General features: G+C 67.1%; 22 protein-coding genes. 12 read left to right on the top strand and 10 right to left on the bottom strand.

All coding sequences use genetic code 11. The annotated features are described in order from the left end of the window. Positions 1–19: 19 nt before the first annotated feature. From IHE47_RS05400 to IHE47_RS05390, 3 genes are all read right to left on the bottom strand, one after another. Positions 20–652, bottom strand: a complete 633-nt coding sequence (locus IHE47_RS05400) for an alpha/beta hydrolase (RefSeq protein WP_192104856.1) — start codon at positions 650–652, stop codon at positions 20–22. Between the two features lie 42 nt (positions 653–694). Beyond that, entirely contained in the window at positions 695–2458 is a 1764-nt protein-coding gene (gene aspS / locus IHE47_RS05395) for an aspartate--tRNA ligase (RefSeq protein WP_192104855.1), read from the bottom strand. Between the two features lie 375 nt (positions 2459–2833). Next, a complete protein-coding gene (locus IHE47_RS05390; protein ID WP_192104854.1) occupies positions 2834–3130 on the bottom strand; it encodes a zinc ribbon domain-containing protein in 297 nt (98 codons plus the stop codon). Positions 3131–3396: 266 nt separating this feature from the next. Here IHE47_RS05390 and IHE47_RS05385 point away from each other — a divergent pair, with 266 nt between their 5' ends. Both IHE47_RS05385 and ggt read left to right on the top strand, forming a co-directional pair. Continuing rightward, positions 3397–5892, top strand: coding sequence for a TonB-dependent receptor (locus IHE47_RS05385; RefSeq protein WP_192104853.1), 2496 nt, complete (start codon positions 3397–3399; stop codon positions 5890–5892). A gap of 66 nt (positions 5893–5958) precedes the next feature. Beyond that, positions 5959–7740: a gamma-glutamyltransferase gene (gene ggt / locus IHE47_RS05380; protein WP_192104852.1), complete on the top strand. Its 1782-nt coding sequence runs from the start codon at positions 5959–5961 to the stop codon at positions 7738–7740. 153 nt (positions 7741–7893) lie between these two features. Here ggt and clpB read toward each other — a convergent pair whose 3' ends face one another. The 3 genes from clpB to rluD form a co-directional block, all read right to left on the bottom strand. After that, positions 7894–10476, bottom strand: coding sequence for an ATP-dependent chaperone ClpB (gene clpB, locus IHE47_RS05375; protein WP_192104851.1), 2583 nt, complete (start codon positions 10474–10476; stop codon positions 7894–7896). Between the two features lie 182 nt (positions 10477–10658). After that, on the bottom strand, positions 10659–11408 hold the full coding sequence (gene pgeF, locus IHE47_RS05370) for a peptidoglycan editing factor PgeF (RefSeq protein ID WP_192104850.1): 750 nt from the start codon (positions 11406–11408) through the stop codon (positions 10659–10661). 4 nt (positions 11409–11412) lie between these two features. Beyond that, a complete protein-coding gene (rluD, locus tag IHE47_RS05365; RefSeq protein ID WP_192104849.1) occupies positions 11413–12384 on the bottom strand; it encodes a 23S rRNA pseudouridine(1911/1915/1917) synthase RluD in 972 nt (323 codons plus the stop codon). Between the two features lie 90 nt (positions 12385–12474). Between rluD and IHE47_RS05360 the strand changes: the two genes are divergently transcribed. Together IHE47_RS05360 and IHE47_RS05355 are read left to right on the top strand one after the other, a co-directional pair. Continuing rightward, positions 12475–13341, top strand: coding sequence for an outer membrane protein assembly factor BamD (locus IHE47_RS05360; protein ID WP_192104848.1), 867 nt, complete (start codon positions 12475–12477; stop codon positions 13339–13341). Between the two features lie 94 nt (positions 13342–13435). Continuing rightward, on the top strand, positions 13436–13741 hold the full coding sequence (locus IHE47_RS05355; RefSeq protein WP_192104847.1) for a hypothetical protein: 306 nt from the start codon (positions 13436–13438) through the stop codon (positions 13739–13741). 19 nt (positions 13742–13760) lie between these two features. Here IHE47_RS05355 and IHE47_RS05350 read toward each other — a convergent pair whose 3' ends face one another. Both IHE47_RS05350 and IHE47_RS05345 read right to left on the bottom strand, forming a co-directional pair. Then, a complete protein-coding gene (locus IHE47_RS05350; RefSeq protein WP_192104846.1) occupies positions 13761–15452 on the bottom strand; it encodes an NAD+ synthase in 1692 nt (563 codons plus the stop codon). Between the two features lie 121 nt (positions 15453–15573). Further along, entirely contained in the window at positions 15574–16191 is a 618-nt protein-coding gene (locus IHE47_RS05345; protein WP_192104845.1) for a LysE/ArgO family amino acid transporter, read from the bottom strand. 105 nt (positions 16192–16296) lie between these two features. Here IHE47_RS05345 and IHE47_RS05340 point away from each other — a divergent pair, with 105 nt between their 5' ends. Further along, positions 16297–17205: a LysR family transcriptional regulator ArgP gene (locus tag IHE47_RS05340; RefSeq protein WP_192104844.1), complete on the top strand. Its 909-nt coding sequence runs from the start codon at positions 16297–16299 to the stop codon at positions 17203–17205. 65 nt (positions 17206–17270) lie between these two features. Here the strand turns inward: IHE47_RS05340 and sucD are convergent, their stop codons facing one another. Together sucD and sucC are read right to left on the bottom strand one after the other, a co-directional pair. Continuing rightward, positions 17271–18146, bottom strand: coding sequence for a succinate--CoA ligase subunit alpha (gene sucD, locus IHE47_RS05335; RefSeq protein ID WP_192104843.1), 876 nt, complete (start codon positions 18144–18146; stop codon positions 17271–17273). 14 nt (positions 18147–18160) lie between these two features. Continuing rightward, positions 18161–19321, bottom strand: coding sequence for an ADP-forming succinate--CoA ligase subunit beta (gene sucC, locus IHE47_RS05330; protein WP_192104842.1), 1161 nt, complete (start codon positions 19319–19321; stop codon positions 18161–18163). Positions 19322–19636: 315 nt separating this feature from the next. On the opposite strand from sucC, the gene IHE47_RS05325 reads away from it, so the two are divergent. The 7 genes from IHE47_RS05325 (at position 19637) to IHE47_RS05295 (ending at position 26008) form a co-directional block, all read left to right on the top strand. Further along, positions 19637–21277, top strand: a complete 1641-nt coding sequence (locus IHE47_RS05325) for an ATP-binding protein (protein WP_343227439.1) — start codon at positions 19637–19639, stop codon at positions 21275–21277. 120 nt (positions 21278–21397) lie between these two features. After that, the gene (locus IHE47_RS05320) at positions 21398–22807 is read left to right on the top strand and encodes a sigma-54 dependent transcriptional regulator (RefSeq protein ID WP_192104841.1); all 1410 of its coding nucleotides are present in this window, start codon (positions 21398–21400) and stop codon (positions 22805–22807) included. A gap of 311 nt (positions 22808–23118) precedes the next feature. Continuing rightward, positions 23119–23523, top strand: a complete 405-nt coding sequence (locus IHE47_RS05315; protein ID WP_192104840.1) for a hypothetical protein — start codon at positions 23119–23121, stop codon at positions 23521–23523. Positions 23524–23832: 309 nt separating this feature from the next. Then, on the top strand, positions 23833–24252 hold the full coding sequence (locus IHE47_RS05310) for a hypothetical protein (RefSeq protein ID WP_192104839.1): 420 nt from the start codon (positions 23833–23835) through the stop codon (positions 24250–24252). A 61-nt stretch (positions 24253–24313) separates the two neighbouring features. Next, positions 24314–24610, top strand: a complete 297-nt coding sequence (locus IHE47_RS05305) for a hypothetical protein (protein ID WP_192104838.1) — start codon at positions 24314–24316, stop codon at positions 24608–24610. Positions 24611–25187: 577 nt separating this feature from the next. Then, positions 25188–25586 (top strand): SMI1/KNR4 family protein, encoded by a 399-nt coding sequence (locus IHE47_RS05300; RefSeq protein WP_192104837.1) that lies wholly within the window; start codon positions 25188–25190, stop codon positions 25584–25586. Between the two features lie 56 nt (positions 25587–25642). Beyond that, positions 25643–26008: a hypothetical protein gene (locus IHE47_RS05295; protein ID WP_192104836.1), complete on the top strand. Its 366-nt coding sequence runs from the start codon at positions 25643–25645 to the stop codon at positions 26006–26008. Positions 26009–26177: the final 169 nt, after the last annotated feature.

Below are 26177 nucleotides of genomic sequence, written 5' to 3'. Positions count from 1 at the left end.
CGCCGCCAGTGCACCGCAGTCAGGCGACCGCCGGGTCGAAACGGCCGTGTCGCAGGAAGGCATCCACCTGCCGCGCCACTTCTTGCGAAAACAGCAGCCCGGTGTGGTTGGCCTCGACCACGCGGTGGTCGGCCACGCCGGGCAGGCGCGTTTCCTCCACTGCCACGGTGCCATCGTGCTCGCCGTCCAGCTGGCCCAGCATCGCGCCCAGCCCCAGCGGCAGCCGGCCGGCGATCACGCCGACCTCGCGCAGGCCGTCCCAGCGCTCGAAGCCCTGTTCCAGCAGGTCTCGGTTGTGCCCCAGCAGCACCTCGCCGCCGCGTCCCCAGGCGGAGAAAGCGCGCGCTGCTGCGCTGCCCTTGAGGGGCGAACCGAGGCAGACCACGCGCCCCGGCGGCAGGCTGGCCGCATCGACGCAGGCGCGCAGCGCCAGCAAGCCGCCGAGGCTGTGCCCCACCAGATGCACCGCATCGGGGGCGTACTCGGCCATGCGCGCCTGCAGCCGGGCGAGGATGCGCTGCTGCGACGAGGCCACGCTCAAATAGTCGAAGCGATGCACGCGGTAGCCGTCGGCGATCAGTCGACGATGCAGCATGCCCAACGCGAAACCGCGCATCCACAGGCCGTGCAACAGGATCACGTGTTGGGTCATGGGCGTCCCGATTCGCTCCCTCTCCAGGAGGGAGCCAGGGTCTCAGGCCTTCCCGACCGCCACCGCCACGCTGAGTTCCTTCAGCTGCGCCTCGCTCACCGCCGACGGGGCATCGGTCATCAGGCACTGCGCACTGGTGGTCTTGGGGAAGGCGATCACGTCGCGGATCGATTCGGTGCCGGCCATCAGCGCGGCGATGCGGTCGATGCCGAAGGCCAGGCCGCCGTGCGGCGGCGCGCCGAACTTCAGCGCCTTGAGCAGGAAGCCGAACTTCGTCTCGGCCTCGTCCGCGCCGATGCCGAGCAGCTCGAACACCGCGCTCTGCATCTCCGGGCGATGGATGCGGATCGAGCCGCCGCCGATCTCGTTGCCGTTGAGCACCATGTCGTAGCCGCGGCTCACCGCGGTGGCGGCGTGGCTGCGCAGGTCGGCGATGTCGTCGATCTTCGGCGCGGTGAACGGGTGGTGCAGGGCCACGTAGCGCTGCTCGTCCTCGTCGTACTCGAACATCGGGAAGTCGGTGACCCACAGCGGGCGCCAGCCGTCCTCGACCAGGCCGCGATCCTTGCCGACCTTGAGGCGCAGCGCACCCATGAAGTCGGTGACGGCCTTCCACTTGCCCGCGCCCACGAACACGATGTCGCCGGACTCGGCGCCCGTGGCCTTGAGCACGGCGTCCAGCGCCGCGTCGTCGAGGAACTTCGCCACCGGCGAGTTGACGCCTTCGCGCCCCTTGGCGAGGTCCTCGACCTTGATCCAGGCTAGGCCCTTCGCACCGTACCTGGCAACGTATTCGGCAAGGCCGTCGATCTCCTTGCGCGACAGCGCCGCGCCGCCCGGCACGCGCAGCGCGGCCACGCGGCCGGCGGCATCGTTGGCGGGTTCGGCGAACACCTTGAACTCGACGTGCTTCAGCGCGTCGGCCACGTCCACCAGCTCCAGCGCGATGCGCAGGTCGGGTTTGTCGGAGCCGAAGCGGCGCATGGCCTCGGCCCAGGTCATGCGCGGGAAGCTCGCGTCCAGTTCCACGCCCTGCACTTCCCTGAACACGTGGCGGATCAGCTCCTCCACGAAGTCCTGCACGTCCTTCTCTTCGACGAAGGCGAACTCCAAGTCGAGCTGGGTGAATTCCGGCTGGCGGTCGGCGCGCAGGTCCTCGTCGCGGAAGCAGCGGGCGATCTGGTAGTAGCGGTCGAAGCCCGCCATCATCAGGATCTGCTTGAACAGCTGCGGCGACTGCGGCAGCGCGTAGAACTGGCCCGGATGCACGCGGCTGGGCACCAGGTAGTCGCGCGCGCCTTCCGGCGTGGCCTTGGTGAGGATGGGCGTCTCGATGTCCTGGAAGCCGCGCGCGTCGAGGTAGCGGCGCAGCGCCTGCACCAGCCTGATGCGCTTGCGCATCATCGCCTGCATCTCGGGACGGCGCAGGTCGAGGTAGCGGTAGGTCATCCGCAGGTCTTCGTTAGGGTTCTCGTGCAGCGCGAACGGCAGGTCCTTCGCGGCGTTGAGCACCTCCACCGTATCGGCCAGCACTTCCACCGCGCCGGTACGCAGCTTGTCGTTCACCGACAGGCGCTTGCGCAGCGTGCCGGTGACGCGCACGCAGTACTCGTTGCCCAGCTCGCCGGCGACGGCGAACGCGTCGGCGTTCTCGCGCTCCACCACCACCTGCGCCAGGCCCTCGTGGTCGCGCAGGTCGACGAAGGCCACGTGGGCCTGCAGGCGGATCTTGTTGACCCAGCCACACAGGGTGACGGTCTGGCCGAGCAGCGACTCGTCGATGAGGCCGCAGTAATGCGTGCGCATGCGCTTGGAACTCCGGGCCGTGGCCCCAGGGAAACGGGAGGAAAGACCCGAAATAATACCATCACGGGACCGCGGCCCGGCGCGCTATCCGCCTGCCGGCCGCACCGGAACTGCGACGACGAAGCCGTAGTACGGCCGGCCCCCACGGGCACGCGGAACTGGCCATGACAGCCCCCGCTCACCCGCATGCCACAGCACTGCCGCTCCGCGCGCGGCGTTCGACGCGGGCCACGCGCGACATCCGCCGTGACGACACCGGACAGCGCCACGGCTGCCAGCAGTGCTTACCGTGGCTGCGTTGCCGGCGCAACAGGGCCGGCCCGGGACAGGCACCGCATGGCGACCAGCGCGGTATGCGGCGATCCAGCCCGCCGATCAGTCGCCCGAACCGGAGCCGGGCGCCGTCGCGGGAGCGGGAGCAAGTGCGGCGGCGGGAGCAACGGCCGGGGCGCTGGCGCCATCGCCGGCCAGGTTGCGCTTCTTGTCGCCGTCCTTCTTGAAGTCGGTCTCGTACCAGCCGCCTCCGGCCAGGCGGAACGAGGGCGCACTCACGCGCCGCTGCACCTTGGGCGCACCGCATTGGGGACACTCGGCGGGATCGGCGTCGGACAATTTCTGCAGACGGTCGAAACGATGACCGCACTGGCTGCATTCGAATTCGTAGATGGGCATGCTCACTCCGTGGCCGCCGGATCGGGCAGGCAATCCGACAGCGTCCCATTATTCGGCCCCCGCCGCCGCTTTTCAATGCGACGGATGGCGCATGGACAGCCCGCACTGCGCGCGGCAGGCTCGACACAGGGAGAACTGGACCTGCTCGCCCCTGGGATCCGCGAGCCCATGAATTTGGACGTCTATACGGCTGTTGACGTACACGACAAGCAGCACTAGCCTGCAATTGGTGCAACGCACCAACCACTTTGCCCGGGGAACCACCAATGAACAAGCCACATCGCATCCTGCTTCCGACCGCACTGGCCGCCGCGGTCCTGCTGGCGCTCGCCGGCACGCCCGCCGCCGCGCAGGACAACAGCACCAATAACGGCAACGCCACCACGCCCGCCAATGCCAAGAAGCTGGAGACGGTGATCGTCACCGGCACCCGTTCCGCCAACCGCACCGAAAGCAGCGCATTGACGCCGATCGACGTGGTTTCCGCCCAGGTGCTGCAGCAGACCGGCACCACCGACCTGCCCACCGCGCTGGCGCGCATCATCCCCTCGCTGAACTTCCCGCGCCCGTCCGCCGCCGACACCGCCGACACCCAGCGCCCCGCGCAGTTGCGCGGCCTGTCGCCGGACCAGGTGCTGGTGCTGGTAAACGGCAAGCGCTGGCATCCCGGCGCGATGCTGCTGAACAACGGCGTGATCGGCCGCGGCTCGCAGCCGGTGGACCTCAACACCATCCCGGTCTCGGCGATCGACCACATCGAAGTGCTGCGCGACGGCGCGTCCGCGCAATACGGCTCCGACGCCATCGCGGGCGTGATCAACATCATCCTCAAGAAGGGCGCCCAGGGCGGCGACGTGGAAGTGAGCGGCGGCCAGTACTCCGCCGGCGACGGCCGGCAGTGGCTGGGCTCGGCCAACTTCGGCATCCCGCTCGGCAACGACCAGGGCTGGATGCGCTTCACGGTGGAAAGCGGCAACGAGGACAACACCAACCGCGCCGGCCCGGACAACCGCTCGCCGGCCTGGGAGGCGCTGGGCGTGAACTTCCGCCAGGGCGACCCGTGGGTGCACAGCAACAACGTGCTGGTCAACATGCAGTACGACTTCACGCCGGACGTGCAGTTCTATGCCTTCGGCCACTACGGCAACCGCGACAGCATCTCGCCGGCGTTCTTCCGCTACGGCCTGAACTCGCCCTCGCCGAAGAGCCCGCTGATGGCGGCGTACTACCCCGACGGCTTCCTGCCGCTGGAGAACTCCAACTCCTTCGACCAGTCGTTCGTGGCCGGCCTGCGCGGCACGCTGAATGGCTGGCGCTGGGACGTCTCGGCCAACGAGGGCGCCAACCGCGTCTCGTACGAGACGCTGGACAGCATGAACTTCGCCTTCTACCACGACTACGGCTACTCGCCCACGACGTTCGACGACGGCATCCTCACCGCCGGCCAGCAGTCGTTCGACGTCGACATCGCCAAGGACTTCAACCCGAGCTGGCTGCCGAATCCGCTGACCGTGGCCTTCGGCACCGAGTACCGGCGCCAGACCTACCAGATCGCCCCGGGCGACCTGGCCTCGTACTACGTGGGCACCTCGGGCACCTCCGGCGGCGCGCAGGGCTTCGCCGGCTGGCAACCCGCCAATGCGGTGAACGCCGCGCGCCACGACGTGGCCGAGTACATCGACCTCGAAACCAACCTCACCGACAAGTTCGGCGCCTCGCTGGCGGTGCGCCACGAGAACTACTCCGACTTCGGCAACACCACCTCGGGCTCGCTGTCCCTGCGCTACGACTTCACCGACAGCTTCGCCCTGCGCGGCACCGCGGGCACCGGCTTCCGCGCGCCGTCGCTGGGCCAGGAGTACTTCTCGCAGATCTCCTCGCTGTACTACGCCGCGGGCAATTCGGCGAACCTGCCGCCGGGCATCTACAACAGCGGCCTGGTGCCGGCGACCAGCCAGATCGCGCAATTGCTCGGCGCCCAGGCGCTGAAGCCGGAAAAGTCGCGCAACTACACCTTCGGCGCGGTGTGGAACCCCACCGACACGCTGAACCTCAGCATGGACGTGTACCAGATCTACATCGACAACCGCATCGCGCTGTCGGGTGCGATCTCCACCACCTCGCCCACCGTCATCAACTACCTGGCGGCCAACGGCATCACCAACCTCGACTACAGCAGCCTCGACTACTTCACCAACGCGGGCGACACGCGCACCCGCGGCGTGGATTTCGTGGGCACCTGGGTGAAGGACCTCGGCGACGTCGGCACCTTCACCACCACGCTGAGCGCGAACTACAACCAGAACGTGGTGACCAGCGTCAAACCCAACCCGGCGGTGCTCAACCAGCTCGGCGTCAACTTCGTGCGCCTCAACCGCCAGGACATCAAGGGCTACCTCGCCAATTCCACGCCGCGCAGCAAGCTGATCCTCGGCGAGCAGTACGCCATCGGCAACTGGGCCTTCAACGGCACGCTGACCCGCTACGGCCGTTACACCAGCTACGTGAGCAGCATCGCCAGCTACAACCCGGCGACGGGCGTGGTCGACCAGACCTTCACGCCGAAGTGGGTGCTGGACCTGTCCGGCAGCTACCGCTGGCAGGCCTGGACCTTCACGCTGGGCGTGGATGACGCCACCGACACCTACCCGGACAAGAACATCCGCACCAACACCAACAACGGCACCCTGCCCTATTCCACGTTCTCGCCATTCGGCTACAACGGCGCCTACGTGTACGGCAAGGTCCGCTACAGCTGGTAAGGGCCCGGCCCGGACGGCGTGGCCAGGCCACGCCGTTTCCCCCGTCCATTCCCCAAGGTTTCGAACATGAGCAAATCAGCTTCCGCATGGGGCCTCGCCGCCGTGCTGGCGGCCGCGCCCGTCGCGCAGGCCGCGGCCCGGCAGGCGGCGCCGGCACCGATTCCCCAGCAGGCCCTCGACGCCAGCGCGCACGGCACCACCATGGCGGAACTCGCCAACGCCAGGCCGGTGACGGCGCCGCACGCCATGGTGGTCTCGGCCCAGCATCTCGCCACGCAGGTCGGCGTGGACATCCTCCGGCAGGGCGGTAACGCCGTGGACGCCGCAGTCGCGGTGGGCTTCGCGGAGGCCGTGGTGCACCCCTGTTGCGGCAACATCGGCGGCGGCGGCTTCATGCTGGTGCATCTCGCCGACGGCCGGAACGTGTTCCTCGATTTCCGCGAGAAGGCCCCGCTTAAGGCCACGCCCACGCTGTTCCAGGACGACAAGGGCAACGTGGTTCCCGGCAAGAGCACCCACACCTACCTCGGCGTGGGCGTGCCGGGCACGGTGATGGGCTTCGACACCGCGCTGAAGAAGTACGGCACGATGCCGCTCGGCAAGGTGATCGCGCCCGCGATCAAGCTGGCCAGCGAGGGTTACGTGCTGGAACAGGGCGACGTGAACATCCTCGGCCAGCGGGTGAAGGACTTCGCCAGGTACCCCAACGTCGCCGCGACCTTCCTCAACCAGGGCAAACCCTGGGCGGCGGGCGACCGCCTGCGCCAGCCGCAGTTGGCGAAGACGCTGGAGCTGATCGCAAAGGACGGCACCGACGCCTTCTACCGCGGCCCCATCGCAAAGGCCGTGGTCGCCGCCAGCAATGCCAACGGCGGCATCCTGTCGCTCAAGGACTTCGCCGACTACACGGCGCAGTGGGAGACGCCGATCACCTGCGCCTACCACGGCTACACCTACGTCGCCGCGCCACCGCCCAGTTCCGGCGGCGCCTCGATCTGCCAGATCCTGCAGATCCTGGAACCGTATCCGCTGGCGAAGTGGGGCTACGGCTCGGTGAACAGCGCGCACACCATCATCGAGGCCGAGCGGCGCGCCTATGCCGACCGCAACACCTACCTCGGCGACCCGGCCTTCGTGCACAACCCGATAGCCAAGCTGCTCGCGCCCGAACACATCGCCGCGCTGCGCGCCAGCATCCAGCCCGACAAGGCCACACCATCGTCGGAGATCAAGGGCAGCCTGGGACCGCAGGAAGGCACCAACACCACCCACTACTCCGTGGTGGACAGCCACGGCAACGCGGTGGCCGTGACCTATACGATCAACTACCTGTTCGGCAACGGCCAGATCGCCGGCGACACCGGCTTCTTCCTCAACAACGAGATGGACGACTTCACCTCCAAGCCGGGCGTGCCGAACTCCTTCGGCCTGGTGCAGGACAAGGCCAACCAGATCGAGCCTGGCAAGCGCCCGCTCAGCTCCATGTCGCCCAGCATCGTGCTGCGCGGCACGGAGAAGAAGCTCTACATGGTGACCGGCAGCCCCGGCGGCTCCACCATCATCACCACCGTGCTGCAGAGCTTCCTCAACGTGGAAGAGTTCGGCATGAACATCAAGCAGGCGGTGGACGCGCCGCGCATGCACATGCAGTGGCTGCCGGACATGGTGATGGTCGAGCCCGGCCTGTTCGCGCCCGACGTGCAGAAGCAGCTCGAGGCGATGGGCTACAAGTTCAGGCAGGTGCAATCGTGGGGCGCCGACGAGGCGATCCTGGTGGATCCGAAAACCGGTGCGCTGGAAGGAGCCAACGACCGCCGCCGTCCGGCCGGCCTGGCCGCGGGTTATTGAGGCCGCGACTTCCAGCTCGAGGCAACACGGGATTTTGTAGGCGCACCCTGTGCGCGATGGTTCTGGCGTTTGATCAAAGCCAAGAGCACTCGCGCACAGGGTGCTCCTACAGTCCCCGCTCTCGCGAACGAGAGCGGGCTTCACACGGGTACATCAGTCCTTGCCGAACACCAGGTGGCCGCCCTTGGCATCCACCGCGATGGTGCTGCCCGGCGCATAGCGGCCTTCCAGGATTTCCCTGGCCAGCGGATTCTCCAGTTGCTGCTGGATCGCCCGCTTCAGCGGTCGTGCGCCGTAGACCGGATCGAAGCCCACGTTGCCGAGCAGGTCCAGCGCCTTCTCGCTGATCTCCAGCTTCAGCTGGCGCTCGGCGAGGCGCTTCTCCAGCGCGGTGAGCTGGATCAGCGCGATGCGGCGGATCTGCTTCTTCTCCAGCGGGCGGAACACCACCAGTTCGTCGAGGCGGTTGATGAACTCGGGACGGAAGTGCGCCTGCACCACGCCCAGCACCGCGGCCTTCATCTGCACGTAGTCCGCCTCCGAGTCGCCCGCCTGCTCCTGGATCAGCTGCGAGCCGAGGTTGGAGGTCATCACGATCACGGTGTTGCGGAAGTCCACCGTGCGGCCCTGGCCGTCGGTGAGGCGGCCGTCGTCCAGCACCTGCAGCAGGATGTTGAACACGTCCGGATGCGCCTTCTCCACCTCGTCCAGCAGGATCACGCTGTACGGGCGGCGACGCACCGCCTCGGTGAGGTAGCCGCCTTCTTCGTAACCGACATAGCCCGGAGGCGCGCCGATCAGGCGGCTGACGGAATGCTTCTCCATGAACTCGCTCATGTCGATGCGCACCATCGCGTCCTGGGTGTCGAACAGGAACTCGGCCAGCGCCTTGCACAGCTCGGTCTTGCCCACGCCGGTGGGGCCGAGGAACAGGAAGGAGCCGCTGGGCCGGTTCGGATCGGACAGCCCCGCGCGCGCGCGGCGCACCGCGTCGGACACGGCGCGTACCGCCTCGTCCTGGCCCACCACGCGCTTGTGCAGTTCGTCTTCCATGTGCAGCAGTTTCTCGCGCTCGCCCTCGAGCATCTTCGACACCGGGATGCCGGTCCAGCGCGCCACCACCTCGGCGATCTCCTCCGCGGTGACCTTGTCCTGCACCAGGGTGAACTCCTGCGTCTCGGCGGCCTGTGCGGCGGCGAGCTGCTTTTCCAGTTCCGGCAGCTTGCCGTACTGGATCTCGCTCATGCGCGCGAAATCCTGCCGGCGCTGCGCCGCATCCAGCTCCAGCCGCGCCTGCTCGATCTGTTCCTTGATCCTGGTCGCGCCCTGCAATGCGGCCTTCTCCGACTTCCACACCTCGTTGAGGTCGGAGAACTCGCGCTCCAGCTTGGCGATGTCGGCTTCCAGGTCAGCGAGGCGCTGCTTCGACTCGCTGTCCTTTTCCTTCTTCAGCATCTCGCGCTGGATCTTCAGCTGGATCAGCCGGCGTTCGAGGCGATCCAGCTCCTCCGGCTTGGAGTCGATCTCCATGCGGATGCGCGAGGCCGCTTCGTCCATCAGGTCGATGGCCTTGTCCGGCAACTGGCGGTCGGGAATGTAGCGGTTGCTCAGCGTGGCGGCGGCGACGATGGCGGGATCGGTGATCTCCACGCCGTGGTGCACCGCGTAGCGCTCCTTGAGGCCGCGCAGGATCGCGATGGTGTCCTCCACCGAGGGCTCGCCCACGAACACCTTCTGGAAGCGGCGCTCCAGCGCGGCGTCCTTCTCGATGTACTGTCGGTACTCGTCCAGCGTGGTGGCGCCGATGCAGTGCAGCTCGCCGCGGGCCAGCGCGGGCTTGAGCATGTTGCCGGCGTCCATCGCGCCTTCGCCCTTGCCGGCGCCGACCATGGTGTGCAGCTCGTCGATGAACAGGATGATCTGGCCCTCGTTCTTGGCCAGGTCGTTCAGCACGGCCTTCAGCCGCTCCTCGAACTCGCCGCGGAACTTGGCGCCGGCGATCAGCGCGCCCATGTCCAGCGCCAGCACGCGGCGGTCGCGCAGGCCCTCCGGCACCTCGCCCTTCACGATGCGCTGGGCGAGGCCTTCGACGATCGCGGTCTTGCCCACGCCCGGCTCGCCGATCAGCACGGGGTTGTTCTTGGTGCGCCGCTGCAGCACCTGGATGGTGCGGCGGATCTCCTCGTCGCGGCCGATCACCGGATCGAGCTTGCCCGACTCGGCGCGCTCGGTGAGGTCGATGCAGTACTTCTGCAGCGCCTGGCGCTGGTCCTCGGCGTTCTCGCTCTGCACCTTCTCGCCGCCGCGCACCTGTTCGATGGCCGCCTCCAGCTTCGCCTTGGTGGCGCCCGCGGCCTTCAGCGCCGCACCCAGCTCGCCCTTGTCCTCCAGCGCCGCCAGCACGAACAGCTCGCTGGCGATGAACTGGTCGCCGCGCTGCTGCGCCAGCTTGTCGGTGAGGTTGAGCAGGCGGGTGAGGTCGTTGCCCACGTTGATGTTGCCCTCCTGCCCGCTGACCCTGGGCAGGCGCTCGAGCAGTTCGTTCACGCGCTGGCGCAGCGCCGGCACGTTGACGCCGGCATGCGTGAGCAGCGGCGCGGTCGAGCCGCCCTGCTGGGCCAGCAGCGCCGCCATCACGTGCGCGGGTTCCAGCATGTTGTTGTCGCGGCCCACGGCCAGCGACTGTGCGTCGGCCAGCGCCTGCTGGAAACGCGAGGTGAGTTTGTCCATCCGCATCGGTTGATCCCCAGAAAGGTTTGGCGGACCGGCCGCCACTGCCCGCCGAGATGCGGGTAGCCGCCCGCGATTCAAGCAGGCGGCATGCGGGGAAAACGTCAAGGCTTCAGCCGGCGGACGGAATCCGCGCGGGTGCCCGGCCTGCAGCGCCCAACCGGGGCGCCGGCGCCGCAAACAGGCGCTCAGCCGCCGGCCAGCCAGACCAGGCTGGCGAAACGCCCGCTGCGCGCACCCTCGCGCCGATACGAATAGAACCGCGTCTCGTCGAACGTGTCGAAGCCGCCGCCGTGCACCCGTGCGATGCCCGCGGCGGCCAGCCGCTGCCGCGCCAGCGCGGCGAGGTCACAATGCCAGTGGCCCGGCCGCGTGGGTGCGAAGCAGGCGGCGGCGCCGGGCGAACGATCGACGAAGGCGGCGCGCACCTCCTCGCCCACTTCGTAGGAAGGCCCGGCGATGCACGGCCCCAGCCACGCCATCAGCCGCGCGGGGGACGCCTGCATCTGCTCGGCCGTGGCCTCGAGCACGCCGGCGGCCAGGCCGCGCCAGCCCGCGTGCGCCGCGCCGATGCCGCGGCCGTCGTCGGTGCAGAACAGCACCGGCAGGCAGTCGGCGGTGAGGATGGCGAGCACGGTGCCGGGGATGCGCGACACTGCGGCGTCGGCCTGCGGCTCGTGCGCGCCGGGCAGCGGACCCAGCTCCGCCACGGTGCTGCCGTGCACCTGGTGCAGCCAGCGCGGGGTGCTCGGCAGGGCCAGCGCCTGCTGCAGCACGTCGCGGTTGCTTTCGACCACCTCGGCGGATTCGCCGCTGCGCATGCCCAGGTTGAAGCGGCCGAACGGCGGCGCCGAAACACCCGGGCCTTCGCGCGTGCTCACGGCCGCACGCACGTGCGCGGGTGCGGGCCAGTCGGGGAAGATCCAGGTGTCGGTCATGCGATCAGTCGTCGTGGCCGTGGGCGGCAAGGTCGTCGCGCAGGGCGGCGATCAGGTCGTCCATGTCGCCGGGGCGCGGCGCGGCAAAGGACAGCGGCTCCCCCGTCGCCGGATGCTCGAACGCGAGCTGCTCGGCGTGCAAGGCCTGCCGGCGGAAGCCGCGCAGCGCGGCGACCAGCTCCGGCGCGGCGCGCCTGGGCAGCTTGAGGCCGCCGCCGTAGAGCGGATCCCCCACCAGCGGATGGCCGATATGGGTGAGGTGCACGCGGATCTGGTGGGTGCGGCCGGTTTCCAGGTTGCACTGGAGCAGGCTGTGCGCGCGGAAGCGCTCGCGCAGGCGGTAGTGGGTGACGGCGTGCTTGCCGGTCTCGTCCTCGCGCACGGCCTGGCGCAGGCGGTCGCCCATGCTGCGGCCGATCGGCGCGTCCACGGTGCCGCCGGAGACCATGCTGCCCAGCACCACGGCCTCGTACTGGCGCCGCACGTCGTGGCTGGACAGCTTCTCCACCAGTGCGGTCATGGTGGGCAGGGTCTTGGCGACCACCATCAGGCCGCTGGTGTCCTTGTCCAGCCGATGCACGATGCCGGCGCGCGGCAGCTCGGCCAGCTTCGGATCGTGGTACAGCAGGGCGTTGAGCAGGGTGCCTGAGGCATTGCCGGCACCGGGGTGCACCACCAGGCCGGCCGGCTTGTCCAGCACCAGCAGGTGCTCGTCCTCGTGCACGATGGCCAGGGCGATGTCTTCCGGCGCGCTCTCCACCTCGGTTTCCAGCTCGGCTTCCAGCCGCACCAGCTCGCCGCCCCGCAGCAGCTGGCGCGGCGCCGCCAAGGCGCCGTCCAGCGTGACCGCGCCGGACTTGATCCAGCCGGTGAGGCGCGAACGCGAGTAATCGGGGAACAACTCGGCCAAAGCCTGGTCGAACCTGCGCCCGGCCGAAGCCAGCGGCACCCGGGCCTCGTGGCGTATCGCGGTCATGCCCCGGTCCCCGTCGGGCGGCCCGCGGGCCGCGAGGTGGTGGCGGTTTCGGCTATGATGCCCTTTCGATCCAACATACGATTCTTTTCCATGCGTTCAATTATCGACTCGCCCAAGCTGCCGACGATCACCCGGTTCTGCCTCAGGACGCTCGCCGTGCTTGGCCTGGCGCTGGCGATGAGCGCCTGCTCGCTGTTCCACCACAAGCGCGACAACATCGACACCATGCCGGCGGACGCCCTGTACAACAAGGCGCACACCTCGCTGGAGAATGCCGACTACTCCGCGGCCATCAAGGACTACCAGCGCCTGATCGCACGCTTCCCCTCCGGCGACTACAACGAACAGGCCCAGCTGGAGCTGACCTATGCGCAGTACAAGGACGCCCAGTGGGAGGACGCGTACTCGACGATCAACCGCTTCATCAAGGCCGATGCGTCGAACAAGCACATCGATTATGCCTATTACCTGCGCGGATTGATCAATTTCGACCGCACCACCGGTTTCATGGACAAGGTGTCGCGCGACAAGCAGGCGCAGTCGCGCCGCGACCAGGGCTACAACCTGCAGTCCTTCGACGACTTCGCCGAGCTGTCGCGCCGCTTCCCGAACAGTGCCTACGCGGCCGACGCGCGCCAGCGCATGATCTACCTGCGCAACGTGCTGGCGCAGTACGAGATCAACGTGGCCGAGTTCTACCTGTTCAACCGCGTGTACGTCGGCGCCGCCGACCGCGCCCAGTACGTGATCGAGCACTACCAGCAGGCGCCGCAGGCCGGCGACGCACTGGCCATCCTCACCCGCAGCTATCTCGAGCTGAAGGAAGACAAGCTGGCCGACCAGACCCGCCAGGTGCTGGCGCTGAACTACCCGGACCATCCCTACCTGAAGGATCCGAAGTGGCCGCACCAGGTGGCGATGTGGCGCAAGATGGTGCCGTTCATGCGGCATCACTGATGTCGATGGGCCAGCACAACGAAAACCGGCGAGCAATCGCCGGTTTTTTTATGCGGACCCTTCAGCTTCAAAGAGCCATTCCACCGGAGTCGCCATGGATCGGGAAAAGAAGCCGAACAACCGCAACGGTCACCGGGTATGGGCCGGCATCCTGCTGCTCACCGCCATGGCCACCCTCTGGACCGACAGGCCGCCCGCATCGGTCTTCACCGGGTGCGGCCTGCTGCTGGGGGCGTGGGTGGCGCTTTACCACCCCGGGCCGGGCTTTCGCTTGACGCCAAGCGAGATCCATAGGTCCGCCAGGCAAGGCCGATGGGGCAACCCACGATCGATCATGCTTGTCTCGCTGCTGTCGGTCATCCTGATGATCCTCGGTAGCGTCTATCACTACACACAATGACCAGGCTGCCGTGCAGCCGTCATCGCCAGCCCGAGGTGATCGGGTAGCGCCGCTCGCGGCCGAACGCGCGGGTGGTGACGCGCGGGCCGGGCGCCGACTGGCGGCGCTTGAACTCGTTCACCAGCACCAGCCGCACCACGCGGTGCACCACCTCGGCGGCGAAGCCGGCCGCGATGATCTCGGCCTGCGACTGCTCGCCCTCGATGAAGCGTTCCAGGATCGCGTCCAGCACCTCGTAGGGCGGCAGCGAATCCTGGTCGGTCTGGTTGTCGCGCAGCTCGGCCGAGGGCGGGCGGTCGATCACTTCTGCCGGGATTGGGGATACGGGATACGGGATTCGCGAAGAGCCGCCATCTTGCGGGGACGCGCCTTGCCGAATCCCGAATCCCGTATCCCGAATCCCGGCTCCATTGCGCCAGCGCGAAAGGCGGTACACCGCCGTCTTGTAGACATCCTTCAATGGCGCATACGCCCCGCACATGTCGCCGTACAGCGTGCAGTAGCCCACCGCCATCTCGCTCTTGTTGCCGGTGGCGAGCAGCAGCCTGCCGTGCTTGTTGGACAGCGCCATGAGGGTCACGCCGCGCGTGCGCGACTGCAGGTTTTCCTCGGTGGTGTCGGCGCCCTTGCCGGCGAAGGCCGGCGCGAGCGCCGCGAGGAAGGCGTCGGTCATCGGCTCGATGCTGATCACGTGGTAGTCCACGCCCAGCCGCTCGGCCTGCGCGCGCGCGCCGTCCAGCGACAGTTGCGAGGTGTAGCGCGTGGGCATCATCACCGCGGTGACGCGATTCGCGCCCAGCGCGTCCACCGCCAGCGCCAGCGTGAGCGCCGAATCGATGCCGCCGGACAGGCCCAGCAGCACGCCGGGGAAACCGTTCTTGTCGATGTAGTCGCGCAGGCCGCGCACCAGCGCGGCGTACAGCGTGGCCTCGGGCGAGGGATCGGCGGCAACCGGCCAGTCCGCCGCCTGCAGCGTACGCGTCGCCGCGTCGAAATCGGCCCACAGCAGCGCGTCGACGAAGGCCGGCGCGCGCGCCGCGATGGAACCGTCGCCGTTCACCAGCAGCGAGCCGCCGTCGTACACCACTTCGTCCTGCCCACCGACCAGGTTGAGATAGGCGATGGCGCAGCCGGTTTCCTGCGCGCGCGCGACCAGCACCGCCTCGCGGCCGGCCTGCTTGGCGTCGTCCCAGGGCGAGGCATTGATCACCACGATCAGTTCGGCGCCGGCACGCGCCACGGCGGCGGCCGGTTCGGGCCGCCACACGTCCTCGCAGATCAGCAGGCCGACGCGCACGCCGCCCAGCGTGGCCACCGTGCTGGCATGGCCGGGGCGGAAATAGCGCTTGTCGTCGAACACCCCGTAGTTGGGCAACGCCTGCTTGTGCGCGATCTGCGCGATGCGGCCGTCATGCAGCAGCGCGGCGGCATTGAACACCTCGCCCTCGCTGTGCGGGAAGCCCACCAGCGCGGCCAGGCCGTCCGTGCCGGCCGCCAATGCCTCCAGTTCCTGCTGGCAGGCGGCGAGGAAACTGGGGCGCAGCAGCAGGTCCTCGGGCGGATAGCCGGAGAGGGTCAGCTCGGGAAACACCACCAGGTCGGCGCCGCCGCCACGGGCCTGCGCCATCAGGCCGGCCACCTTCGCGGCATTCGCCGCGACCGCGCCGACCGGGAAATCGTGCTGGGCCAGCGCCAGTCTCAGGACAGCCATGGATCAAGCTCTTCGGGGGAGGGAACCGGGGACGGAATGGTAGTGCATCGCCATCGGCACAAGAGGCCCGGCCGCCTTCACCCGGTCGCCCGCTTCGCCGGCTTTGCGTGCCTTCCAGGCTTCAGGCCATCGGCTGCCGCAGCAGCAGGATCGCCAGCCCGCACATCAGCGCCGCCACGAGTACATCGAACACGCGCCACGCCACCGGACTGCGGAACACCGGCAACAGCAGCCGCGCACCGTAGCCCAGCGCCGTGAACCACAGCAGGCTGGCCGTGCCCGCGCCCGCGGCGAACGACCACCGGCCGGTGCCGTCGTAATGGGTGGACAGGCTGCCGAGCAACACCACGGTATCCAGGTACACGTGCGGGTTGAGCAGGGTGAACCCCAGGCAGGCCAGCACCGTGCGCCCGCGCCCGCCTGCCGCCGCATCGGCGGGACGCAGGCCGCTTTCGCCGCGCCAGGCGCGCCGCGCGGCCAGCAGGCCGTACGTGGCGAGAAAGGCGGCCCCCACGAAGCGCAGGGCCTGCAGCAGCCCGGGCTGTTGCTTCACCGCCAGCCCCATGCCGGCCACGCCCAGGGCGATCAGCGCGATGTCGGCCAGCACGCAGACCAGCACCACCGCGCCGACGTGCAGGCGCTGCAGTCCCTGGCGCAGGACGAAGGCATTCTGCGCACCGATCGCGACGATCAGGCCGGCACCGGTGCCGAGCCCGGCGAAATAGGCGGATGGAAGCATGGGGGGACCTCGCGGAAAGAGGCGCCACTTTACGTATGGCCATCCGCATCAGTAAAACTATATTTACTTAACTCAATTCAGTTTTTCTGATTTCAGGAGAGGGCCGTGCGCATGCTCAATCCCCAACTGGCCGCTTTCGTCGCCGTGCTGGACGAGGGCAGTTTCGACGGCGCCGCTAGGCGGCTCGCGCTGACCCCGTCCGCGATCTCGCAACGCATCAAGGCGCTGGAGGATCGGCTGGGCCAGGTGCTGGTGTTGCGCCAGTCGCCCAGCCGGGCCACGCCCGCGGGTGAACGACTGCTGCGCGGCGTGCAACAGATGCGCCTGCTGGAAGCCGAGATCCTGGGCGACTTCGCCGTCGAGGCCGCGCGCACCACGCCGGTCACGGTAGCCATCGCCGTGAGCGCGGATTCGCTCGCCACCTGGGTGCTGGCCGCCCTGGCCGAACCGCATCGGCGCGACGGGCTGCTGTTCGACGTGCGGGTGGAGGACCAGGACCATTCCGCCAACCTGCTGCGCGACGGCTCGGTGCTCGGCGCGATCACCGCCGATGCCCGCCCCGTGCAGGGCTGCACGGTGAAGAAGCTGGGGGTGATGCGCTACCTGCCGATCGCCTCGCCGGACTTCGTCGCCAGGCATTTCCCCGAGGGCCTGGATGCCGCTTCGCTGGGCGCGGCGCCGATGCTGGTGTTCAACCGCAAGGACGCGCTGCAATGGCGCTTCATCCGCAGCGTGACCCACGCCCGGCTGGCTCCGCCCATGCACTACCTGCCTTCATCCACCGCCTTCGTCGAGGGCGCGGCGCTGGGCCTGGGCTGGGCCATGGCACCGGAAGCCATGCTGGAACAACCCTTCGCCCAGGGCGTGCTGCAACCCATCGCGCCCGCACGCTGGCTGGACGTGCCGCTGTACTGGCAACACTGGTCGATCCGCTCGGCCGCGCTGGCCAAGGTCACCGACGCCCTGTTGCACGCGGCCCGGCAAGGGCTGCGTGGCGCGCGATCTTCCCCATAGGCGCCGGAAACAAGAAGGGCCGCACGATGGCGGCCCTTCTCGCATCGATCGGTCGGAACCGACGATTACTTCTTCATCAGCTGGGCGAGCGTCTTGCCGAGGTCGGCAGGCGACTTCACCGTGGTGACGCCGGCCTTTTCCAGCGCGGCGAACTTCGCCGCCGCCGTGCCCTTGCCGCCGGAGATGATCGCGCCGGCGTGGCCCATGCGCTTGCCGGCCGGGGCCGAGGCACCGGCGATGAACGACACCACCGGCTTCTTCACGTACTCGCCGATGAACTCGGCGGCGTCTTCCTCGGCCGAACCGCCGATCTCGCCGACCATGATGATGCCTTCGGTCTGCGGGTCGTCCTGGAACAGCTTCAGGCAGTCGATGAAGCTGAGGCCGTTGATCGGGTCGCCGCCGATGCCGATGCAGGTGGACTGGCCCAGGCCTTCGTTGGTGGTCTGGAACACGGCCTCATAGGTCAGCGTGCCCGAACGCGACACGATGCCGACCTTGCCCGGCTGGTGGATGTGGCCCGGCATGATGCCGATCTTGCATTCGCCGGGAGTGATCACGCCGGGGCAGTTCGGCCCGATCAGCACGGTTTCCGGATGCTGCGCCAGCACGTTCTTCACGCGCAGCATGTCCAGCACCGGGATGCCTTCGGTGATCGCCACGATCACGCGGATGCCCGCGTCCACGGCTTCCAGGATGGAGTCGGCCGCGAACGGCGGCGGCACGAAGATCACCGACGCGTCGGCGCCGGTCTGGTCGACGGCTTCCGACACCGAGTTGAACACGGGCAGGCCGATGTGCTCGCTGCCGCCCTTGCCGGGAGTGACGCCGCCCACGACCTTGGTGCCGTAGTCGATCGCCTGCTGCGCGTGGAAGGTGCCCTGCTGGCCGGTGAAGCCCTGCACCAGCACCTTGGTGTTCTTGTTGATCAGAACTGACATGACTTAGTTGCTCCTCACTTCGCGGCGGCCACGGCTTTCTGCGCCGCGTCGTTGAGATCGTCGGCCGGCGTGATCGCCAGGCCGGAGTTGGCCAGCAGCGCACGGCCCTGTTCCACGTTGGTGCCCTGCAGGCGCACCACCACCGGGATCTTCAGGCCCACTTCCTTCACCGCGGCGATGATGCCCTCGGCGATCATGTCGCAGCGGACGATGCCGCCGAAGATGTTGACCAGGATGGCCTTGACCTTGTCCGACGAGGTGATCAGCTTGAACGCCTCGGTGACACGCTCCTTGGTGGCGCCGCCGCCGACGTCGAGGAAGTTGGCCGGCTCGCCGCCCGCCAGCTTGATCACGTCCATGGTGGCCATGGCCAGACCCGCGCCGTTGACCATGCAGCCGATGGTGCCGTCCATCGTCACGTAGTTGAGGTTGTTCTGCACCGCAGCCGCCTCGGCGGCGTCTTCCTGCGTGAGGTCGCGCATCGCGGCGAGGTCGGCGTGGCGGAACTCGGCGTTGTCGTCGGAGTTCACCTTGCCGTCCAGCGCGGCGAGGTTGCCGTCGGCGAGGATGGCGAGCGGGTTCAGCTCGACCAGCGAGAGGTCCTTCTCGTTGAACAGCTTGTACAGGCCCAGCATGATCTTGGTCAGCTGGCCGACCTGCTTGGCGTTGAGGTCCATCGCGAAGCCGAGCTGGCGGCACTGGTAGGGCTGCAGGCCTTCCACGAAGTCCACCACGATGGTGTGGATGTCCTCGGGGGTGTCCTTGGCCACCTGCTCGATGTCCACGCCGCCGTGCTTGGAGGCGATGAAGGAGACCGACTTGGAGTCGCGGTCCACCAGGATCGACAGGTACAGCTCCTTGGCGATGTCGGTGGCGTCGGTGACCAGCACCAGGTTCACCGGCAGCGCGCGGCCGGCGGACTGGTAGGTCTCCATCCTGGTGCCCAGCATGCCCTTGGCGGCAGCGCGCACGTCGTCCAGGCTGCGGCAGAACTTCACGCCGCCGGCCTTGCCGCGGCCACCGGCGTGGATCTGCGCCTTGACCATCCATTGGGTGCCGCCCAGCGCCTTGGCGGCGTCGACGGCGGCGTCGGGAGAATTGGCGACCTTGCCCGGCGGTACGTTGATGCCGTACTGCGCGAACAGTTCTTTGGCCTGGTATTCGTGGAAATTCATTCGAAAGCCTCGAGCGAACGGGGAAACACGGCCTCGCGCGGAAGGGACGCGGCGCGGGCTTGCGGGGGAAGTCGGACGGCGCGGACGCTGCCGGCATGTCGACGCGCGGAACCATGCCCGAAAGGGCGGGATCCATGCGAAACGGCCGCCCATTTTCGCGGAAGCGGCCCCCGATGGAAAGGGGCTGGCCCGGAAGCCACCCGCCATGCGGCTTTCCGGCCAACCGCCGGTCTCCGGCCGGGCCGCCGGACGGCTCGAAGTTTCCGCGGGGGCAACCCTATACTCCACCGCACCCGCCCCGGAGTGCCGAACACCGTGTCCAGCACCGTCCTGCCGCAGCTCAACGCCCCGCGCGCCATCCCGGCGGCGATCCGCCACGAGATGCTGTTCTTCAACGGCTTCCGGCTGGTGCAGGCGCTGGTGTACATCGGGCTGGCGTTCGCCCCCGCGCAGATCCGCGGGGTGTCGCTGGAGTCGCTGCAGTTCGCCCTGCTGGTCACCCTGCCCTACCTGCTGTTCGCGGTGGCGGCGCTGGCGCTGACCCGCCGCTGCGTGCCCTACGCCAAGGCCACCGTGTCGATCTGGCTGGTGGTGGACATCGCCGCCGCCGTGCTGGCGCTCAGCGCCATCGACTACTCGCGCATCGGCATCGCGATGATGCTGGCGGTGAACCTGGGCGTCGGCGCGCTGATCCTGTCGCTGCGCTTCGCCAGCTTCTTCGCCGCGCTGGCCACGCTGGGCCTGCTCGGCCATGCCCTGCTCGTGCAAGCCAGCGGCAGCGGCGAGCGCAGCCTGCTGGAATCGGCGCTGTTCGGGCTGGCCTATTTCTCGATCACCACGCTGTGCCACGTGCTGAGCCGGCAACTGCGCGCCAGCGAGGCGCTGGCCGAGCAGCGCAGCACCGACCTGGCCAACCTCTCGCAGGTCAACGAGCTGATCATCCGGCGCATGAAGACCGGCGTACTGCTGGTGGACGACGCCAACCGCATCCACCAGATCAACGAATCGGCGTGGATGCTGCTGGGCAACCCCAGCGCCGAACAGCGCGACCTCGGCCGCCTCGCGCCGGAGCTGTCGCGCCGGCTGTACCACTGGATGACCTCGGGCAAGCTGGACGAGACCGCCACCCAGCTCGCCGACGGCGTGCCCGAGGTGGTGCCGCGCTTCTCGCGACTGGCGCCGAACGACGACTCGCTGGTGCTGATCTTCCTCGACGACACCTCGCTGGTGTCGCGCCGCGCCGAGGAGCTCACGCTCAGCTCGCTGGGCCGGCTGTCCGCCTCGATCGCGCACGAGATCCGCAACCCGCTGGCGGCGATCCGCTATTCGGCGCAGCTGCTGGCCGAGTCGGAAAAGATGGACGCCGCCGACCAGCGCATGGTGGAGATCATCAACAACCACTGCGTGCGGCTCAACGAGATCATCGAGAACATCCTGCAGCTGTCGCGGCGCGAGCGCTCGCGCCCGGAAACGCTGGACCTCGGCCGCTGGGCGCAGGGGTTCGTGGACGAGTACAAGCAGGGCAACGACATCGGCAACGACACCCTGCGCGTGGTGGTGGGCGGCCCCACTGCCGTCGCCGCGCTGGCCGACCCGCAGCAGCTGCAGCAGGTGGCGTGGAACCTGGTGCAGAACGCGCTGCGCTACGGCCGCATGCCCGGCGAGCCCGCGCGCGTGATCGTGATCGTGCGCACCGGCGAGCATGGCGAGCCCATCCTCGAAGTCACCGACCGCGGCCCCGGCATCGCGCCCAAGGTGGCCGCGCAGATCTTCGAGCCGTTCTACACCACCCACGAATACGGCACCGGCCTCGGCCTGTACCTGGCGCGGCAGATGGCCGAGGCGAACCAGGCCTCGCTGGAATACGTGCGCGTGGCCGGCGGCGGCAGCTGCTTCCGGCTGGTGCTCACGCCGGCGCAGATGGGCCGCATGGCGGGCGAGGCGGCCGTGAACTGAACGGCGGCCCCGCGCCACCCTCGCCACCCGTTGCGCCGCCCCGTTTCCGGCGTGGCGCTTTGCCCCCTTCCGGCGCCACGGGTATCCTGAGCGGTAACGCCGCAACCAGTGCCACGAACCATGAGCCAGCAGTCCGTCCTGGTCATCGACGACGAACGCGACATCCGCGAATTGCTCACCATCACGCTGGGCCGGATGGATCTCCAGGTCGATGCCGTGGGCACCGTCACCGAAGCCCGCCGCGCGCTGGGCGAGCGCAGCTACGACCTCTGCTTCACCGACATGCGCCTGCCCGACGGCACCGGCCACGAGATCGTGGAGCACATCTCCGCCAACCACCCGGACATGCCGGTGGCGATGATCACCGCCTACGGCAACGTGGACGCCGCGGTGAACGCGCTGAAGGCCGGCGCGTTCGACTTCGTCTCCAAGCCGGTGGACATCCAGATGCTGCGCCAGCTGGTGCGCACCGCGCTGCGGCTGGCCGAGGAAAAGCGCAGCGGCAAGTCCGCCGCCAAGGCCGGCGGCGCCGGCGACCGGCTGGTCGGCGACTCGCCCGCGATGCAGCAGGTGCGCTCCACCATCGTCAAGCTCGCGCGCAACCAGGCGCCGGTCTATATCGCCGGCGAGTCGGGCGTGGGCAAGGAGCTGGTGGCGCGACTGATCCACGAGCAGGGCCCGCGCGCGGTCGGCCCGTTCATCCCGGTGAACTGCGGCGCGATCCCCTCCGAGCTGATGGAAAGCGAGTTCTTCGGCCACAGGAAGGGCAGTTTCACCGGCGCGCACACCGACAAGGAAGGCCTGTTCCAGGCCGCGCACGGCGGCACGCTGTTCCTCGACGAAGTGGCCGAGCTGCCGCTGCACATGCAGGTGAAGCTGCTGCGCGCGATCCAGGAAAAGGCCGTGCGCCCGATCGGCGCACGCGAGGAAGTGCCGGTGGACGTGCGCATCCTCTCTGCCACCCACAAGAACCTCGCCGCGCTGGTCGAGCAGGGCCAGTTCCGCCAGGACCTGTTCTACCGCATCAACGTGATCGAGCTGCGCGTGCCGCCGCTGCGCGAGCGCCGCGGCGACGTGCCGCTGCTGGCCAACCACATCCTGCAGGGCCTCGCCCGCAAGGACGGCGGCGCCCCGCGCCGCCTGCTGGCCGAGGCGCAGCAGGCGCTGGAAAGCTACGACTTCCCCGGCAACGTGCGCGAACTCGAGAACATCCTCGAACGCGCCACCGCGATGTGCGACGGCGACCACATCGCCGCCGACGACCTGATGCTGCCGCAACGCCAGCCGCGCCAGGAATCCGCCCCCGCCCATCTCCCGCCCGGCAACGGCACGGCCGCGCCGGCGACGGCACCCCCCGCATCCCCGGCTGCCGCCGCCGGCGGGCTGGACGACTACATCAGCAACCTGGAACGCGGCGCGATCATGAAGGCGCTGGAAGAGTCGCGCTACAACAAGACCGCCGCCGCGAAGAAGCTCGGCATCACGTTCCGGGCGCTGCGCTACAAGCTGAAGAAGCTGGGCATCGACTGATGCCTCCTCCCCTCTCCCGCTTGCGGGAGAGGGGCCGGGGGAAAGGGGCTTCTCCCGCCTTGTCGCCACGAACAAGACGCAGCCACGCCGCACCCCACACAACGATGTGGTGCGTATCCGCCTGTTCGAGGCGATAAACCATGGCGCCTCGTCTCGCGCGATACGCAAAGCGAACAATCATCAGCCAACGCGCAGGAAGGCAGAGCAAGTCCTTGAAACTGCCCCCATTCATTCGCTTGACGGGCCCGCATCGACAATGGAGCATGGCGTGCATATACCCCGATCCGGGGTCTACTAAGCGTTAGGCACCCATGATAGATATCCTTCTAATCCTTGTGCTTTCAGTGCTCACAATTCGCGGGTTTGCGGCCTTGCGCCGCGAATCCGTCGTACGGCGTGAGTTCGGGCAGTCGAGCCTTCTGGACGTCCTGGTGTTGCTTTATCCATTAGGGCCGCTCGTACTCCTACTCGGGCCACGCTTTATTCCTGCAGCCTTAGTGTTTCTTTGCGCGGCGCTGCTTTACGTCGTCCCGATTTTCGTCGCGTCAAAGCAGCGCAATGCATTGGAGTGTGCGGGTACCGACAGGGTCAGCAGTGCACTAGAGGCAACTTCGTCCGCCACGTTGGGTGCAATTGTTGGCATCATCTACGTTGCCTTGGCCGCTATGTTTGTCTTGCTTGTTCATTCGCTCAGCTCTCAGCAGCTGGGTGCCTAACAACTCGTTCAAGGCGGACGGCTTCGCCGCCGCTTAACTCCAGCGTTAGGCGGTTGCTCGTGTTGGTCTTTCGTGGCGTGTGTTTCGCCCAGCTTCGCGTCGGCTTGCTGTCTTTCGCTTCGATAGCATTTTCTGCAGTGGTGCGGCAAGCCTTCAGCTTTCAGAGCTGGTAGTTTTGAGGTAGTCGGTTGCTCATGTTCTGCGCTCGTTTTGGTCAGCAGTCTCGCCCAAGCGCATCGCGTCGCACCCGTCTAACATTTCGTTCAAGGCGGACGCCTCCGGCGCCGCTTAACTCCAGCGTTAGGCCTCATGAAAGACATCGCGTTACTTGAAGCAAAATGCGCCGATTGCGGGCGACTGTTCGGCCATCCGAGTCTTGGCGACTTTGCCTACGGAGAGGTCGTCTTGTGCACCGCAGACGGAAAGCACTACGCCACCGTGGACGCGTTCAACGAATTTGCCGTTCAAGTGCGTGCTGTAGTCAAGTCGGGCAGCACCTCATCAATTTGGCCTGCTCTTGCTGCACTCGCAGACCCGGTTGCCGGTCAACAATTCACAACTTCTGTCCACTGCCCACATTGTGCTTCAAACAACTTGGAGTATTGGGGTGGCCAAAAGGTTGGCGTCACATGTGTCCCTGAGGTCAGCTTCGCGACCGTAGCCAAGCTCAGCCCCAGCTTGTTAGCGCAACATATGGCGCTTGCCATCTCGCAGGCGCATGAGGCATAACCAGTCGTTCAAGGCGGACGGCTTCGCCGCCGCTTAACTCCAGCGTTAGGCTTCCAAGCGCATGATCAAACGCATCCTCTTAGCTTTCGCAATTGGTGTGCTGGCAACAGCCGCATTATTCGCGCTTTCATTTGCCGCCGACTCCTTTGGCTTCACCTCTCTCGCCAACGCCTTTCTCTGGCAAAACACACTGCTACAAAGCTTTGCACCGCTCGGCAACATGGGCACTTCGGAGCATCCCGTTTATGAGGGCACGCCGCTCAACTTCCTCGCGTTCCTCGCTAGCGTTCCGCTGGGCATCGTCATCTACAGTGTCATGGCGTACGCAGTGCTATCCATGGTGCGGCGTCGCGCCTAACATCTCGTTCAAGGCGGACGGCTTCGCCGCCGCTTAACTCCAGCGTTAGGGTCGCGATGAAAGGATTCCGCATATCAAGCATCATCTTTGCGCTTTCAGCTGCAATCTACGCCGTGCCTGGTAGCGCCGTGTGCTTCTACCCGCATAGCACGCTCTCCGGGTACCACATTCCGCTCAAGTATGAAGTAGGAGCCAGCCCAGCCATCATCATTGGCAAGGTTGTGCGCGTACAGTACGTTCAAGCAGACCCGAGCGATCCCGACGGCATTACCTCATACGTCTATACGGTCCATCGTCTGCAAGAGCTTAAAGGTAGCGTCCCAAAGTACCTTACGCTTCGTGCAGAGAACGACTCGGGCGGTTATCGCATGAACGCGGGGGAGACGAACTTGTTGTTTCTGACACGGACAAAGGATGGGTTTACTGTCGACGCGTGTGGTAACTCTACTGAGCTACCCAAGGGCGAAAGCGTTGTATCTGAGGTGCGTAGGTTGCTAGCCCAGCAAGGTGCGCAACCCTAACCATTCGTTCAAGGCGGACGGCTTCGCCGCCGCTTAACTCTAGCGTTAGGCTTCACATGGCTACTCCAAGAGAATCGTGGCTCAACAACGCCGAGGCCTCCTCCGATGCGCTGGATGCTTTGTTGCTTGCCGTCCCCGCGCTTCCGCAGAACTACATTAATCTGCTAGCTAGGGGTAACGGCGGCGAGGTGGAGCTTGCGATATCCCCTTACAACTTCTGCCTAGACTCTGCTGAAGCCGCATTGAACTATTGGGGTAGTGGTACCTGCACGATGCAAAATGTGTTCGTGTTCGGCGGTAACGGAGGCGGGGCACTTCTTGCGCTCGACATGCGGGCACCAGAGCCTTGGCCTGTAATCAGCTTCGATCCAATCGACCCTGAGGGCAGCATAGAGAACGTAGCAACCAACTTTTCTTCCTTTCTTTCCCTGGTGGCTCAAGGCAATACAGCCTAACCAGTCGTTCAAGGCGGACGGCTCCGCCGCCGCTTAACTCCAGCGTTAGGGGTCACATGAAGGCAGTCGGTCTACTTGTGGTTTTGGCATTGGCTTTGAGTGGCTGCACTCGGTCAATCCACTTCACTCTACCAAGTGGCCCGCTCAGTCTGTCGTTTACGGTAAACGGCGCTTCAACCAAGCGATGCGCCATCAATCAAGACTCAGAGCAGTACAAGACTCTTTCCACCTGGCTCATGACGCATCAAGATGGCTGGCAGAGCAGCATTGTCACTTACGTTCCAAGCCTCGTGGTCACCGGAGATGGTTTCAACCTCAACTTCCTGCATTCGGTTGCCGTACTCAATTATGCAGGTAGCCAGTTCACTCAACAGGTGTCGCCAAGCGATTACGCGTATCTCGTCTGCGCTGGCAACCCCTAACTACTCGTTCAAGGCGGACGGCTTCGCCGCCGCTTAACTCCAGCGTTAGGCCTCTATGAGCATTGTCTCACTCATTCTTATCGCCGCAGCTGTTAGCCCCAATGTCACATCGTTGCCAACCGGTCAGGCCATTGTAAATATCTGCTGGGATGGGCACTCCCACGTTCAA

The organism is Rhodanobacter sp. DHB23 (assembly GCF_014842975.1).
In the GTDB taxonomy this organism is placed as follows: domain Bacteria; phylum Pseudomonadota; class Gammaproteobacteria; order Xanthomonadales; family Rhodanobacteraceae; genus Rhodanobacter_A.
Note: the sequence above shows the minus strand (reverse complement) of the source record. Positions and strands in the feature narration are given on the sequence as shown.